At 64.8% G+C, this 13,495-nt stretch carries 15 protein-coding genes; 2 read left to right on the top strand and 13 right to left on the bottom strand.

From position 1 onward, the window contains the following. Nucleotides 1-215, top strand: a 215-nt coding sequence (locus tag KF827_RS15990; RefSeq protein ID WP_291007506.1) for a superinfection immunity protein, incomplete at its 5' end; no start/stop codon positions are given. 90 nt (nt 216-305) lie between these two features. Further along, a complete protein-coding gene (locus KF827_RS15985; RefSeq protein WP_291007504.1) occupies nt 306-1,715 on the top strand; it encodes a multiheme c-type cytochrome in 1,410 nt (469 codons plus the stop codon). 69 nt (nt 1,716-1,784) lie between these two features. Here KF827_RS15985 and KF827_RS15980 read toward each other — a convergent pair whose 3' ends face one another. The 13 genes from KF827_RS15980 to KF827_RS15920 all read right to left on the bottom strand — a co-directional run bounded on the left by KF827_RS15980 (nt 1,785) and on the right by KF827_RS15920 (nt 13,495). Next, nucleotides 1,785-2,840, bottom strand: coding sequence for a hypothetical protein (locus tag KF827_RS15980; protein WP_291007502.1), 1,056 nt, complete (start codon nt 2,838-2,840; stop codon nt 1,785-1,787). Nucleotides 2,841-3,014: 174 nt separating this feature from the next. Further along, on the bottom strand, nt 3,015-5,300 hold the full coding sequence (gspD, locus tag KF827_RS15975) for a type II secretion system secretin GspD (protein WP_291007500.1): 2,286 nt from the start codon (nt 5,298-5,300) through the stop codon (nt 3,015-3,017). 44 nt (nt 5,301-5,344) lie between these two features. Next, entirely contained in the window at nt 5,345-5,839 is a 495-nt protein-coding gene (locus KF827_RS15970; protein WP_291007497.1) for a hypothetical protein, read from the bottom strand. Then, nucleotides 5,836-6,339 (bottom strand): type II secretion system protein GspM, encoded by a 504-nt coding sequence (gene gspM / locus KF827_RS15965; protein ID WP_291007495.1) that lies wholly within the window; start codon nt 6,337-6,339, stop codon nt 5,836-5,838. The genes KF827_RS15970 and gspM overlap by 4 nt, the downstream gene beginning before the upstream one ends. Then, entirely contained in the window at nt 6,336-7,349 is a 1,014-nt protein-coding gene (locus tag KF827_RS15960; RefSeq protein WP_291007493.1) for a PilN domain-containing protein, read from the bottom strand. The genes gspM and KF827_RS15960 overlap by 4 nt, the downstream gene beginning before the upstream one ends. Before the next feature lie 27 nt (nt 7,350-7,376). Then, nucleotides 7,377-8,090, bottom strand: coding sequence for a type II secretion system protein GspK (locus KF827_RS15955; RefSeq protein ID WP_291007491.1), 714 nt, complete (start codon nt 8,088-8,090; stop codon nt 7,377-7,379). 16 nt (nt 8,091-8,106) lie between these two features. Continuing rightward, the gene (locus tag KF827_RS15950) at nt 8,107-8,670 is read right to left on the bottom strand and encodes a prepilin-type N-terminal cleavage/methylation domain-containing protein (RefSeq protein WP_291007489.1); all 564 of its coding nucleotides are present in this window, start codon (nt 8,668-8,670) and stop codon (nt 8,107-8,109) included. Then, on the bottom strand, nt 8,667-9,047 hold the full coding sequence (locus KF827_RS15945; RefSeq protein WP_291007485.1) for a prepilin-type N-terminal cleavage/methylation domain-containing protein: 381 nt from the start codon (nt 9,045-9,047) through the stop codon (nt 8,667-8,669). Before KF827_RS15945 ends, KF827_RS15950 begins: the two co-directional genes overlap by 4 nt. After that, nucleotides 9,044-9,442: a GspH/FimT family protein gene (locus KF827_RS15940; RefSeq protein ID WP_291007483.1), complete on the bottom strand. Its 399-nt coding sequence runs from the start codon at nt 9,440-9,442 to the stop codon at nt 9,044-9,046. Before KF827_RS15940 ends, KF827_RS15945 begins: the two co-directional genes overlap by 4 nt. Beyond that, nucleotides 9,420-9,887 (bottom strand): type II secretion system major pseudopilin GspG, encoded by a 468-nt coding sequence (gene gspG, locus KF827_RS15935; RefSeq protein WP_291007481.1) that lies wholly within the window; start codon nt 9,885-9,887, stop codon nt 9,420-9,422. Before gspG ends, KF827_RS15940 begins: the two co-directional genes overlap by 23 nt. After that, nucleotides 9,859-11,079, bottom strand: a complete 1,221-nt coding sequence (locus KF827_RS15930; protein ID WP_291007479.1) for a type II secretion system F family protein — start codon at nt 11,077-11,079, stop codon at nt 9,859-9,861. Before KF827_RS15930 ends, gspG begins: the two co-directional genes overlap by 29 nt. Beyond that, a complete protein-coding gene (locus tag KF827_RS15925; protein WP_291007477.1) occupies nt 11,079-12,734 on the bottom strand; it encodes a GspE/PulE family protein in 1,656 nt (551 codons plus the stop codon). The genes KF827_RS15930 and KF827_RS15925 overlap by 1 nt, the downstream gene beginning before the upstream one ends. Further along, nucleotides 12,731-13,495, bottom strand: coding sequence for a prepilin peptidase (locus tag KF827_RS15920; protein WP_291007475.1), 765 nt, complete (start codon nt 13,493-13,495; stop codon nt 12,731-12,733). The genes KF827_RS15925 and KF827_RS15920 overlap by 4 nt, the downstream gene beginning before the upstream one ends.

The following is a 13,495-nucleotide window of genomic DNA, read 5'->3' as shown; positions in this document are numbered from 1 at the left end:
GCCGCGGAAACCCTCGCTGCCTTGCGCTGATGGCCGGCCTGCCCACCCTTATCCTCGGTGTGGTGCTGGCAACGGTGTATTTCCTGCCGGCGCTGATCGCCCATCGCCGCCGAGCGCCCCGGGCCGGCTTGATCCTGCTGGCCAATATCGTTCTGGGCTGGACCATCCTCGGCTGGATTGTGCTGCTGCTGATGGCTTTGCGGCCAAAGGGTTAATTCCCTGGCGCCGCAGGCAGTTAAGCCTTGCCAAGCCGGCCGTGAATGCCGAAAATCCCCGGGTCAGTACGGCACCGGGGGCCCCAAAACGTGAAGCCGAAGCGACGGATGAACAGCTATTGCCTGCTGCTGGCCGAAACGGTCGTGCGGGCGATCCGTAAGCCTGCCCGTCTGGCGGCTGCTATGGGCTTGATTGTGGCGATCGGCGCTACCGGTTCGCTCGCCGGCCCGGGCTGGGCGCAAACCTTGCCGCAATATGCCAATGATGTGCATCTGGGTGTGGCATCCTGCGCCGGTTCCACCTGCCATGGCGCCGTTACGCCCTGGCGCGGTTCCACCGTGCTGCAGAATGAATACGTCACCTGGCAGAGCAAGGATCCCCATGCCAAGGCCTATGCGGTTCTGCTGAACGAGGATTCGCGGCGCATCGCGCGCAATCTCGGCCTGCCCAATGCCCATGAGGCGAAGATCTGCCTGGATTGCCACGCCAACAACGTGCCGGCCAATCTGCGCTCCAAGACCTTCCAGATTTCCGATGGCGTAAGCTGCGAGGCCTGCCATGGCGGCGCGGTGCGCTGGCTCGGCGTGCATATCTCGGGTGCGGCAAACCATGCCCAGAACGTGGCCGCCGGCATGTATCCCACCGAAGATCCGGTGGCGCGTGCCAAGCTGTGCATGAGCTGCCATGTCGGCACCAAGGATAAATTCGTCACCCACAAGATCATGGGTGCCGGCCATCCGCGCATGCCCTTCGAGCTGGATACCTTCACCGTCACCCAGCCGGCGCATTTCCGCATCGATGCCGATTACCAGCAGCGCAAACGGGTGGCCGACCCGGTGCAGACCTGGGCGGTGGGCCAAGCCGTGGCCGTGCAGATGACGCTGGAAGGCCTGGCCGATCCCAATCGCAACCGCCAGGGCATCTTCCCCGAACTGGTGTTTTTCGATTGCCACGCTTGCCATCATCCGATGTCGAACCTGCGTTGGGAACCCCGCGCCTCCACCGGGCTCGGCCCCGGCGTGGTGCGGCTGGCCGATGGCAACATGATCATGCTGCGCATCATCGCGGGCCAGATCGACCCTGCGCTGGGCGAACGCCTGCTGCAACAGAGCCGCGCGCTGCATGCCGCCACCGCGCAGGGCATGGATGCGGTGGCCACGGCCGCCAGCGCCATGCGCGGCATTGTCGATCCGCTGGTCACCCGCTTGGCGCAAACCCGCTTCGACGGCAAGGCGATGGGCGAATTGCTGCGCGCCGTGATCCGCGAGGGCCTGGGCCGCGAATACACCGATTATGCCGCCGCCGAGCAGGCCACCATGGCGATTGCCGCCATCCTCAATGCGATGAAGCGCGGCGGCCATATCGATGAAGCGCAATACAAGCGCTACGACGCCGTGCTGGATAAGGCCTACAAGGCGGTGGAGCGCGACGAAGCCTTCAAGCCGAAGGATTTCATCGCCGCGCTGGATGCACTCGACCAGGTGGTTCTGAAGAACTGAGGCAGGTAGTTGGTCTCATATATTTTTGCAGATGCTGATTATGTTTAAAGCGGGCAAGGCCTAAACTTTTCAATCTGATTTCCATTCGGGGGTCATTGCCAGCAAAGCATCTTTAATTCCTTTGCATCCGTAGACTGGGTAGGCGCGCATAAGGCGTGTTAGATTGAAATAAGCATATAAATCAAAAGCATTCATGCCATTGCGCGTGTATATGCCATAACGAAGGCCATCGGTTACGATGAGCCTACGGCATTTCGTTTTCCCTTCGGCATAGTCATTCGCTTGCGATTTGGCTGTTAGGCAAGAGTTACCCATTTTCTTAGCCTCCACAACTACCTGAAGGGACTGGTCGGATCTGGGTAGTTGCTCGAACAAAGCAATGTCAACACGGTTCCATTCAATCGCCATCCGTTGTGGCGTCCAACCTAAAGCGCGCAGTAAGGGAGCAACCAGATACGCGACTGTTTCACGTTCGGATGGTGCGTGGGAACGCTGGTACCATTTTGCGATTCTTGTGAGTTCGCCAATCTCATTAATGAGATTGGTTATTGATGCGGCGGCGACCCCTTGATCGAAAAGAAATTCAGATATTTCGTTGATTTGCACTTCGTCTTTTTCATTCGAAGTGGGTAGTTTCGCAAGCGAAAGTGTTGAATTATCGGGAGCAATTTCAAGCGAAGAGAGCCAATCTGATACGGGGCCCTCATTCAGTTTCTGCGTTGTATCGCCAAGTTTTAACGCATAAGGCTTAAACTTTTCAGGCCTGTCAATGTTGTGCCAAAGCCAACGGACGCGGCGGACATGCTGTAAATCCCAGCCGTCAATATCGCCAAATTCTTCGCGGTATTCATACGCTCCAACAACCTGTCCTACGGCTCGTACGGTATTAGTTCCATGGCGCAAGACAACAATGTCACCATCTTGCATATCATCGCAGAACCGCTTCAGATCGGTAATCTTCCTTGAAGATCTATCGCTTTCTAGAAGGCGTCCTTTGCAATCAGGCCACCGGCCGGCATATCCGGGGCCATTCAAAATTACCCCCCATTTGATGCACAGTTCTGCATAATCACGATCTGTATCACCTGCTGCTTGCTGCCATATGGTTTTGTTGGTGATATCCATTAGGAACTCCCTGAAAAGGGGTTTATTCATTCATCTTGCAGTAGGCGAATTGGCAACAATTTATGTTTGATTTTTCTGCGTTTGATTGGCTTGGAAATGGTCGGTAATCGCAGGGGGGATTTTTCAATTTTGGTCTGAGGTCCGTACTTTCTTTTAATTCTGCCGCCCGGCCCCTCAATCGCCGGCGAAAATGTTGTCCGGGTTGCGCGGCGGCGGCGAGATGCCGCGGCCCATCAGGGTGAGCACGGCCTGGAATTTGCGCTGCAGATCCTGGCTGGCATCGCGCGCCTCGCGCTGATTGCGGATCACGCGCGGGGTGAGCATCACCATCAATTCGGTGCGGGCGCTGGCATTGCCCTTGGTGCCGAACAGCGCGCCGATCAGCGGCAGGCGGTGCAGGCCGGGAATGCCGCGATCGGTCACGGTCTGGCTGTCGCGGATCAGGCCGCCCAGCACCACGGTGTCGCCGGTATTCACCGCCACGGTGGAAACGATGCGGCGCTGGTTGATGGTGGGCGACTGGATGGTGGCGCCGGCATTGGGCTGGGTCACGTCGCTCACTTCCTGGGCGATTTCCAGGGTGACGAGGCCCGAGGCATTCACGCGCGGCACCACTTCCAGCATCACGCCGGTATCGCGGTAATCGATGGCATTGGCGATGCTGGTGGAATTGCCGGTCGGCGTGACGCTGCCGGCCGGGGCTGCCACCACCGACTGGGTGATGATCGGCACCGCGCTGCCCACCTGCAGGCGGGCCACCTGGTTATCCAGCACCAGCAGGCTGGGCGAGGAGATCATGTTGAGTTCGGTGATCGAACTGAGCGCATCCAGCACCACGCGCGGCGAGCCGCCACGGGTGACGAAGACCGACAAACCGCCCAGTGTATTGTCCAGCCCGCTGGCGATATTGGTGTTGAGTGCGGGCTGCGCGCCGCTGAGAATCCCGGTCAGGCCGCTGCTGCCGCCGAAGGGGTCGCCGCGCAGATAATATTGCACGCCGAAGCGCAGGCTGTCGTTCAGCGCCACTTCCACGATGCTGGCTTCGATCAACACCTGTAGCGGCACCAGATCGAGTTTCGAGAGGGTTTCCTCGATGCTCTGGTATTCCGCCGGCGTGGCATAGGCCAGGATGGCGTTGTTGGCTTCGTCGGCGATGATGCGCACGCCATCGGGCTCGCCGCTGGCATTGCGCGGCAGATCGCCGCCGGCCGCTTCGCCGCGATTGCCTGCGCGTTGCAACGGCGCGGGGTTTGCCTGCGCATTGGCGGCGACATTGCGGCTGGTGGCATAGCCTGCGGTCTGGCCGGGCATGCCGCCGGTCAATCCCGGCGGCATCACGCCGGCCTGTTCACCCAGGCCGAACACGCCGCGCAAGGTGCGCGCCACGGCAGCCGCCTTGCCATTCTGCATGTAATAGACGAACAGCCGGCGCTGGGCGGCGTTGCGGGTGCGGTCCAGCCGGGCGATCCAGTTGCGTGCTTCCTCGATATAGCGGGGCTGCGACGTGATCACCATGACGGCATTCATGCGTTCGATCGGGATGATGCGCACGGCACCATCCAGCATGCCGGATTTGCCGCTCTGGAACAGGTTTTCCAACTCCAGCGCCAAAGTGGCGGCATCGGCCTGCATCAGGCTTTCCAGCAACACGGTCTGGCCGGCCAGCATGTCCACGTCGAAAATGCCGATGGTGTCTTCCGCCAGTTTCAGATCATTGGCGTTGCCCTGCACGATCACCAGGCCGCGCGCGCTATCGGCTAGCAGCAGCTTGCCATCGCCCAGCACCGGCTTGAGGATCTTGCCGATTTCCTCGGCTGCCACATGGCGCAGCGGGAAGACACGCAGGTTGCCGCCGCCGCCGCCGCCGCTGCCGCCTGTGCGCGGTGCGGCGCTGCCAATGCTGCGCGGCTGGCTTACGCTGCCGGCATTGATGCCGCGGCTGACGCGGTACACGCCGGCGGCTGCCGAGATGCCGAGATTGTTGGCATGCAGCAGGCTTTCCAGGGTGGGCAGCAATTGCTCGCGGGTGAGCGGCTGAGCGGTGCGGAAACTGATGCGGCCCTGCACATCGGGGTCGATCACGTAATTCACCTGCAGCAGGTCGCGCAGGATCACCTGGGCCACCTCGCGGATATCGGCTTCCTCGAAATTCAAGGTGATATCGCCGGCTGCGCGCGGCGCCACGGCGGCGGGGCGGCCCTGCAGCGTCACCGCCTGGCGCGCGCCGGCTCCGGCGCCGGGATAGATTTCCGCGATCTTGCCGCCGCTCTGGCCTGGATTGCCGGGCCGGATCGGGCCGGAGATGCGATCATTGCGCACCTGTTGCTCGGGCAGTTTCGGCTGCGGTGCGCCCGGCTGTTCCTGGTCCACCGTGCAGCCGAACAGCAGCAGCCCGAGCGCCAGCATGGGCAAGAACCGGCCAGGCAGCAGGGAGAGCAGGCGTTTGGGGCGCTTTTGCATGGCTTTCACAATACCCGAATATGCTTGCATCACAACAACCTGTCTTATTTGGCGGGCGCTTGCGGCGCTACAGGCGGATTGGGCCTGAGCCGCACGCTTTCGCTGGCCGCACCGCGCCGCAGCAGCAGGCCGCTTTCGCTCACCTCGGCCAATGTCCAGTCATCCAGCAGGCTGCCGGCGGCCTGCAGCCGGGCCGCGCCGCCTTCCAGCGGCGCCAGCACCGCCGAACGCTTGCCGCCCGCCGATACGATACCGAGCAGCCGGTATTTGCCCAGCACAACCGGCCCGGCCGGCTGGGCCGGTTGGGCGGCGGTTGCCGGCATGCGGCGGCCGGGTTCGAAAAGCGGGCGCTGCAGCGTGGTCCGCAAATCCGCCAGCGGCGGCAGGGCCGCCATGGCTGAGGCATCGGCGACGGGCGCGGGATTCAGGATTGCCGCTGGTGTCGGTGCCATGGGCCAAGTATAGGCGATGCTGGCACCGGCCAGCAGCAGGATCAGCAACGGCCAGGCGATCTTCGTGGGTGCGGGATGCATGCTCATTCCAGCCCCCGGAAGCCGATCAGATCAAGCGTGGCATCCAGCCGTGTCGGTTCGTTTTCCGCGCTGCCGCGGGCTGTCCGTAGCAGCAGGCCTTCCACCAGCAGCGTGGGGCGTGCGCTTTCCAGCGCATGCAATGCCGCTTGCAGGCCGGCGGTATCGGCGCTGAATTGCGCGCGCAGGCCGATGGCGCCATCCGGGCGTGGTGCACCGGGGCGCGGCTGCAACGCCACAACCGCGCCGCCGGCGCCCTCGATCACGCTTTTGGTGAATTCCAGCAGGCCGGCCAGGGCAGCGGTTTCGCTGCTGGCGCGGATCAGGCTGTCGGTATCCTGATCGGCAAGCGCTGGCCTTTGCGCGGCGCGGCGCAGCAGATCGGCCTCGCTTTGCAGGCTGTCCAATTCGGCGCGCAGCAGCCGGTATTGCCCCAGGCCGAAACCGCCGGCGGCCAGCAGAATGCCAAGGCCCAGCAGAACCATCAGCGGCATCGCCAGGCGGTTCATGGCGCCGCCTCGATCTGGATGGCGAAATGAAACCGCTCGCGGCCACGCAGCGGATCGCGGGTCAGCGGAGTGAGAAACCGCACGCGGCCGAAAACCGGGCTGGCCTCGATCAGGCCCACCAGCGGCGCTGCCGCCTGGGCCAGACCTTCGATCTCAAGCTGGCCATCGGCGAGATTGAGTTGCGTGAGCCAGACTTCATCGGGCAGCAGCCGGCTCAATTCCTCCAGCAGCATGGTGGCATGGCCATAATGCATGCGTGCGGCGGCCAGGGCAGCCAGGCGTTCGCTCTGGCGCGGATCGGTTTGCGGTTTTGCCGCCACCTGCTGTTTCAGCGCGGCGATCTGCTGCTGCGTGGCCTGGCGTTGCACAAGCAGATGCGCGAATGGTGCGGCCAGGGCTGCCAGCAAAGCCAACAGCGCAACACCCCACAGGATGCGCGTGGTCCAGGATCGGCGTTTGGCCGGACGCTCAGCCATCGGCAACAGATTGAGGCGGCTTTGCAACAGCAGCGGATCGGTGCCGCCGATCACGCGATCCGGCGTGAAGCCCAAGGCCTGCAGGGCGGCGCGCAGGCTTTCCTTGGGCGCCAGTTGCAGCAGCACGCGCAGGCTTTCGCCGCGTTTCTCCAACGGCAGAAAATCATAGGCCAACTGTTCGGGCGGCAAGGGTGACAGGCGCTCGAGTTCGAAGGGGATGATGGCGGCCAGGCTGTTTGCCGCCTTGGCGGGCAGGGTGATTTCCTTGACCAGCACGGTATCGCTGCCGAGCCGCAACACGATTTCATCACAGGGCAGGGCGGCCAGTTTCGCCGCATCGCCCGGTGCAAGCGGTTCGGCGCCGCCGGGCGGTTGGCTGCCGCGCTGGCGCCGGAGAGTCAGGGTTTCGCCCTGCTGGTCCAGCAGCAGGCGTTGGGGTTCCAGGCCCAGCAGGCGCAGCAACACGGGCGGCAGCAGCGCCGCAAGGCCGCTTCCGTGCAGAGACAGGCTGCTATGCATCAGGCCGATGCCCATACCGTCTTTCCCCCAACGGTGCGTATTTTACGACGGCAGATCATATTGCGCCATGATTTGCCAACTGTGTTTGCCGGTCGGCTGGGCGGATATCACATGCCGGCGGCGCGATGCTGCGATGCCTGCCGATTGATCCTGCGGTTGCACGGTAACATCCACCACATCCAGCCCTGCCAGGGCCGATTGCACGATGCCTTGCCGCAGCAGCAGGCGCGCGGCATCGGGTGGCATATGCAGGATCAGCGGCAATTCGCTTAAGGATTCCATCGGCGCATTGCGCGGGCCATAGGGCTTGCCGGCGGCGCGATAGGCCGGCGCTTCGGCGCCATTGGGGCGCTGGCTGCCATCGCTGTCGATCCAATCGGCCAGGGCCGAGGCGGCGGCATCGGCGCTGCCGGCCGGAAGGCCGCCATCGCGCAATAGGCGCAGGATTTCGGCCTGACCGGCGGTGTTGAGGTCCAGCAGGCTGGTGCTTTCGGCAATCCTGACGCTGACGATGAAGCCGTCGATCTCCAGCGGCGCGATGCGGCGCTGTTCGCGCAGCAGGCCATCCAGGCCCAGCGCCAGGCCGGCTTCCATCGCCTGGTTCAGCCGCGCGCGTTGCACGATATTCGCCGTGCCATGGGCTTCGGTAACCCCGCGCTCGGAGAGCAGCAAGGTGGCACCGGCCAGCAAAGCCAGGCCGAACAGCACGGCAATCAGCGCAAAGCCATTCGGCGTTTTGGTCGGCCCCGGTTTCATCGCAGAATCCCTGGTTTCATCGCAGAATACCTGCGGCGATATCCACGATCAGCGGCGGCAGGCTGGCGCCATCCTTGCGCTGCACATCCACCCGCACGGCAGCCGGCAGATATTCGCGGCCCAGCCAATCCTCGTGCCATTGCCGGCCATCGTGATAGGCAAAGCGCAGGCTGGCGGCATCATGCAGCAAGGCTACGCTTTCGGGGTTGTCCGCTGCCGCGCCGCCGGGAAACGGCGGCGGCAACAGCGTGAAGCGCAGCACATCGCCCTGCAGGTCGAAACGGCCGAGCTCCAGCCCGCGCGCGGTTTCCAGCGGCAGGGTCAACGCCATCGCATCGCCTTCGAAAAACATGTTCAGCCGCCCGCGCTCGATGCGGCCGATCGGTGGTGCCGCATGCAGCAGGCGGCGCAGCAGATGCATGCTTTCGCGCAACGCCTCGCTGGCATCGGCATGGCGCTCCACGCGGCGCAGGCTGTCGAGATTGCCGCGCAACGCCCCGGCCAGCAGCAACGCCGCCAGGGCCGTGATGGCCAGGGCCACCAGCAATTCCACCAGGGTGAAGCCCGCCGCTTTCTTCATGGCCGGCGCTCCACCAGGCGCAGGCTGGACAGCGCGATATTGGCATCGTTGGCGGCATCGCGCACCGTTACGCTGACCTGCCAAAGCCGTGGGCCATCCAGCAGCGCGCTGCCTTCGCGCGGTTGCAGGCTGAGTTGCCAGCGCAGGCCGCTTTCTTCGCCTTGTTCCTCGCCGGGCCGCCAATCCTGGCGCAGCGCCAGTTCCGAAAGCTTGCTTTCCGCCAGCAGCAGCGCAACCGATTGCCGCTCGGCCTTGCGGGCGGCGTTCAGCGTGACGCGCGCCTGCTGCAGGGCCACGCCCAGCACCATCGCCACGGCGGCCAGCGCCACCAGGGCTTCGATCAGGCTGAAGCCGGCCTGGCTGCCATGTTGCTTCATTGAATATAGGCCCGGCCGCTGACCGGCGCGACACGTAAACGGCGCTGGCCGGCCTCGCCTTCCAGCAGCAAGGTGGCGCCGCTGGAAAATCCATCGGGTGCAAAATCCACACCGCTTTCCGGCCAAAGCAGGCGATAGCCTGCGGGTGCGGCGATATCGCCGGCCTGCAGCGTCACCGGTTGATTGAGCCGCATGGCGCGGGCGCGGGCGTGCTGCAATTCGGCCAGCACGGTTTCGGCGGCGCGATCGGGATTGCTATCGGGCTGCAAACGCAAGCCCAGCGGCAGGATCAGGGCGAAAGCCGCCGCCGCCAGTCCCAGCACCAGCAGCAATTCCACCAGCGTGAAGCCGCCGCGTTTGTTTTTCGGGTTTTTATTTCTGGCCGCTGAACACATCGGCCGCCTCGCCGCTGCCGCCTGGCTGGCCGTCTGACCCGAGCGAATAGACTTCGAATTCGGCGCCCTGGCGGCCCGGCTGGCGATAGAGATAGGCGCGATCCCAGGGATCGTTGGGCAGCGCACCGCGCAGATAAGGCCCGTTCCAGCGCGCGGCATTGGCGGGCTTGTCGGTAAGTGCGCGCAGTCCCTCGGCCTGATTGGGATAGCGGCCGTTATCGAGCCGATACATTTCCAATGCCGACACGATCATCTGCACCTGCAGCTTCGCGGTCTCGCTTTTTGCGGTGCCGAGATGGCGGATCACCTGCGGCGCCACCAGGCCGGCGAGCAGGCCGAGGATGGCCAGCACCACCAGCAGCTCGATGAGCGTGAAACCGTTGGGCGTTTTCTTGCGGCGCTGTTGCATGGCGCGATTATAGCGGCAGGCGGTTGAGATCGACAATCGCCGACAGCACCGCAACCATCACCACGGCGATCAGCGCGCCCAGGATCACCACCATGGCGGGCTCCAGCAGGGCCACCAGGCGGCGCAGGCGGGTTTCGCTGTCGCGCTCCAGCCAATCGGCGGCCTTGCGCATGGTGGCGGGCAATGCGCTGCCCGCCTCGCCAAGCGCCATCAAGCGCAACAGCAACGGCGGTAGCGGAATATCCGGGCCCAGGGCTGCGGCCAGCCCGCTGCCCTGGCGCAGCTTTTCGGCTGCCATGCGCAGGTCGGCGGCGAGTTTTTCGTTGCGCAGGGTATCGGCTGTGTGGCGCACCGCATCGGGCAGGGTCACGCCGGCAGCCAGCAGGCCGGCCAGCACGAAGCCGATCCGCTCGCCTTCCAGCCCCTTGAATAGCGGCCCGACGATCGGCAGCCGCAACAGCGCGGCATCGATGCGTCTGGCGCGGTCGGGATCGCGCCGAGCCTGGCGCCAGAGCGGAATTGCCGCCAGGCCCAGCAATGCCAGCAGCCACAGCGCCTGTCCCAATCCGCCGGCCAGGCCGAATACGAATTGCGTCATGACGGGCAATTCATGGCGGGCATCGCGAAACATCGCCTCGAATTGCGGAATCACATAGCTCAGCAGCAGGGCCAGCACCAACAAGGTTACCACCAGCAGCACGGCCGGATAGATCAGCGCCGAACGCAAAGCCGCGCTATTGCGCTGGCGGCGCTCGTACAAACGCGCCAACTGGTTCAACGCGCCGGCCATGTCGCCGCTGGTCTGGCCCGCCGCCACCATGCCGATGGCCAAAGGCTCGAAGCCCGGTCCGAAACCGCTTTCGGCGGCCAGCGCCTGCGCCAGATCGCTGCCCCGGCGCAATTGCTCATGCAGGCGCAACACCGTTGGCTGCATGGATGTATCCCCGGCCGCGATATCGGCGAAGGCGGCCAGGGCCTGATCCAGCGGCAAGCCGGCTTCCACCAGCGTGGCCAGGCCGCCGAACAGGTTGGCGCAATATTTCGCCGAGCGGATGCCGCGAAAGCGCGCCGGAGTGGGCCAGGCTTCCGCTCCGCCTTCCTCTACCTGCAACGGATGCAACCCGTCGGCCTGTAAGGCGGCGATGGCGGCAGCGCGGTCGTTGGCCTGCAACAGGCCCTCGCGCTGATCGCCGTTCTTGTCCAATGCGCGGTATTTGAACGCAGCCATCAGCCTGCCGCCGCCACGCGCTGCACTTCATCCAGGCTGGTGCGGCCATCGACGGCCAGCGCCAGGCCATTGGCCAGCAATGTCGAGAAGCCCTGGCGCCGGGCGGCGGCGGCCAGGCTTTGCGTATCGGCGCGGGCCGCGATCAGGCCGGGCAATTCCCCCTCGATGCCGAGCAATTCGCCAATCGCCGCGCGGCCGCGATAGCCCGTACCATGGCAGGCCGGGCAGCCCTTGGCATGAAACAGCCGATGGGTCGGCAGACCGTAAGCGGCCAGTAGCGCGGATTGTTCGGGCGTTGCGGCATGGGGCTGTTTGCAATCGGGACAGAGCAGCCGCACCAGGCGCTGGGCCAGCACGCCGTTCAAGGTCGCGGCCAGCAGATAGGGTTCCAGCCCCATATCCAGCAACCGCGCGATGGCGCCCGGCGCATCGTTGGTGTGCAGGGTGGAAAGAATCAGATGGCCGGTCAACGCCGCCTGGATGGCGATGCGCGCGGTTTCGGCATCGCGGATTTCGCCCACCATCATGATATCGGGATCGTGGCGCAGAAAAGCCCGCAGCACGCGCGCGAAATCCAGCCCGATAGTGGGTCGCACCTGCACCTGGTTCACGCCTTCGAGCCGGAACTCGACCGGATCTTCCACGCTCAGCAGTTTGGCATCGGGGCGATTGAGTTGCGACAGCAGCGAATACAGCGTGGTGGTTTTGCCCGAACCGGTGGGGCCGGTCACCAGCAGGATGCCATGCGGTCTGGCGGCCAGCTTTTGCAGGGCGGCGGCGATATCGGCTGAGAAGCCGAGCTGCGCGATATCCAGGCGCAGATGCGCGCGATCCAGCAGGCGCAGCGCGATGGCCTCGCCATGCATGGCGGGCAGGGTGGCCACGCGGATATCGATCTCGCGGCCCTCCACGCTCACCCTGGCGCGGCCATCCTGCGGCAGGCGTTTTTCGGCGATATCCAGGCCGGCCAGCACTTTCAGCCGGCCGATGATGGCAGCGGCCAGATCGGCCGGCGGATCGGGCCGGCGCAGCAACTTGCCATCCAGGCGAAAGCGCAATTCCAGCCGGCTGTCGCCGGGTTCCACATGGATATCCGATGCACCCATGCGCACGGCTTCGCTCAGCATGCGCTGTACGAAAGCCACGGCAGGCGCGCCGCTGGCGGCATCGTTCAGGCGGTCGCGGTCGGCATGGCTGCTGGCTGCCGTCGACTGCACGGCCGTGCCGGGATTCTGCAAACGCTCCAGCGCGCGTTCGATGGCGCCGCGCGGCGCCACCATGCGCTGCACCGGCTTGCCCAGCGCCAGGCGCACGGCATTGGCGGCGAAATCATCGCGCGGATCGGCCATGGCAATGGCAATCGCGGCGTCGTTTTCATGCAGCGGCAGCAGGCAGGCATGGCGCAAAAAGGCCAAGGTAAGGCCATCGGGTTTTTGCGGTGGCGGAAAATCCGCTTCATCCAGCAGCGGCAGATCCAGCGCTTCGGCCAATGCCGCCGCGATATCGGCATCGCCGGCCAGCCCCAGGCGGCTCAGCACGATTTCCACCCGCAGGCCGCCTTCCTGGGCAAGCTGGATGGCGCGGTCCAGCTCAGCCTGTTTCACCAGGCCTCTGGCCAGCAGCAAAGCGGCAAGCGGATCGTTCGAGAGTGTCATGGCTGGCCAACATATAGCAGCCAGGCGGCGATGCCGAGCCAGCTGCCGAGCGGGATCATCATGGTGGCCTGCGGTTTGCCCCGGCTTTGCCACACGGCCTGGGCGATACCGCCCAGCGCAGCCAACAGCACCACCATCGGCAGCGAATGCAACCCCATCCAGGCGCCGATGCCGGCCAGCAATTTCACATCGCCCCAACCCATGCCGTCGCGTCCGCGCAGGCGCTTGTAGCCCCAGGCCAGCAGAGCCAGCAGGCCGCCGCCGAGCAATGCCGCCAGGGCATGTTCGGGCAGCAGCGCGGGCTTCAGCCAGGCGGTTGCGCCCAGGCCGCTCAGGATCAGGCCATAGCTCAAAATATCCGGGATGGTGAAATCGCGGCTGTCGCGCAACGCGATGGCCAGCAGCAGCAGGCCGAATAGCAGCGCTGCCAGCAGATCGGCGCCGGCAAACTGCCACAGCGCGCTCAGGCCGATCAGCAGGCCGGCAGTCTCGGCCAGCGGAAACAATGCCGGAATCGGCGTGCCGCAATCGGTGCAGCGTCCGCGCCGCAGCGCATAGCCCAGGATCGGCAGCAGGTCGATGGCATTCAGTCTGCGGCCGCACCCCCGGCAATGGGAGGGCGGATGCAGCAGCGATTCACCATATGCGCCGCGCAATGCCGCAGTGGCCAGAAAGCTGCCCATCACCGCGCCCAGCAGGGGCACGGCAACCAGCAGCGGCATGGCAACCGGCAGCGGGGCAGGAAGGAGGGCGATGGTCAC

It is taken from the genome of Ferrovibrio sp. (genome assembly GCF_019636075.1).
Classification (GTDB): Bacteria; Pseudomonadota; Alphaproteobacteria; order Ferrovibrionales; family Ferrovibrionaceae; genus Ferrovibrio.
The sequence above is the reverse complement of the archived record's forward strand: the minus strand, read 5'-3'. Positions and strand labels throughout refer to the sequence as shown.

Excerpts from the sequence above, each read along its gene's own strand:
- KF827_RS15945 (WP_291007485.1), bottom strand. The coding sequence starts at position 9,047 with ATGAAGCAACATGGCAGCCAGGCCGGCTTCAGCCTGATCGAAGCCCTG.
- KF827_RS15930 (WP_291007479.1), bottom strand. The coding sequence starts at position 11,079 with ATGGCTGCGTTCAAATACCGCGCATTGGACAAGAACGGCGATCAGCGC.
- KF827_RS15970 (WP_291007497.1), bottom strand. The coding sequence starts at position 5,839 with ATGAGCATGCATCCCGCACCCACGAAGATCGCCTGGCCGTTGCTGATC.
- KF827_RS15960 (WP_291007493.1), bottom strand. The coding sequence starts at position 7,349 with ATGGGCATCGGCCTGATGCATAGCAGCCTGTCTCTGCACGGAAGCGGC.
- gspM (WP_291007495.1), bottom strand. The coding sequence starts at position 6,339 with ATGAACCGCCTGGCGATGCCGCTGATGGTTCTGCTGGGCCTTGGCATT.
- KF827_RS15980 (WP_291007502.1), bottom strand. The coding sequence starts at position 2,840 with ATGGATATCACCAACAAAACCATATGGCAGCAAGCAGCAGGTGATACA.
- KF827_RS15955 (WP_291007491.1), bottom strand. The coding sequence starts at position 8,090 with ATGAAACCGGGGCCGACCAAAACGCCGAATGGCTTTGCGCTGATTGCC.
- gspD (WP_291007500.1), bottom strand. The coding sequence starts at position 5,300 with ATGCAAAAGCGCCCCAAACGCCTGCTCTCCCTGCTGCCTGGCCGGTTC.
- KF827_RS15940 (WP_291007483.1), bottom strand. The coding sequence starts at position 9,442 with ATGTGTTCAGCGGCCAGAAATAAAAACCCGAAAAACAAACGCGGCGGC.
- KF827_RS15950 (WP_291007489.1), bottom strand. The coding sequence starts at position 8,670 with ATGAAGAAAGCGGCGGGCTTCACCCTGGTGGAATTGCTGGTGGCCCTG.
- KF827_RS15925 (WP_291007477.1), bottom strand. The coding sequence starts at position 12,734 with ATGACACTCTCGAACGATCCGCTTGCCGCTTTGCTGCTGGCCAGAGGC.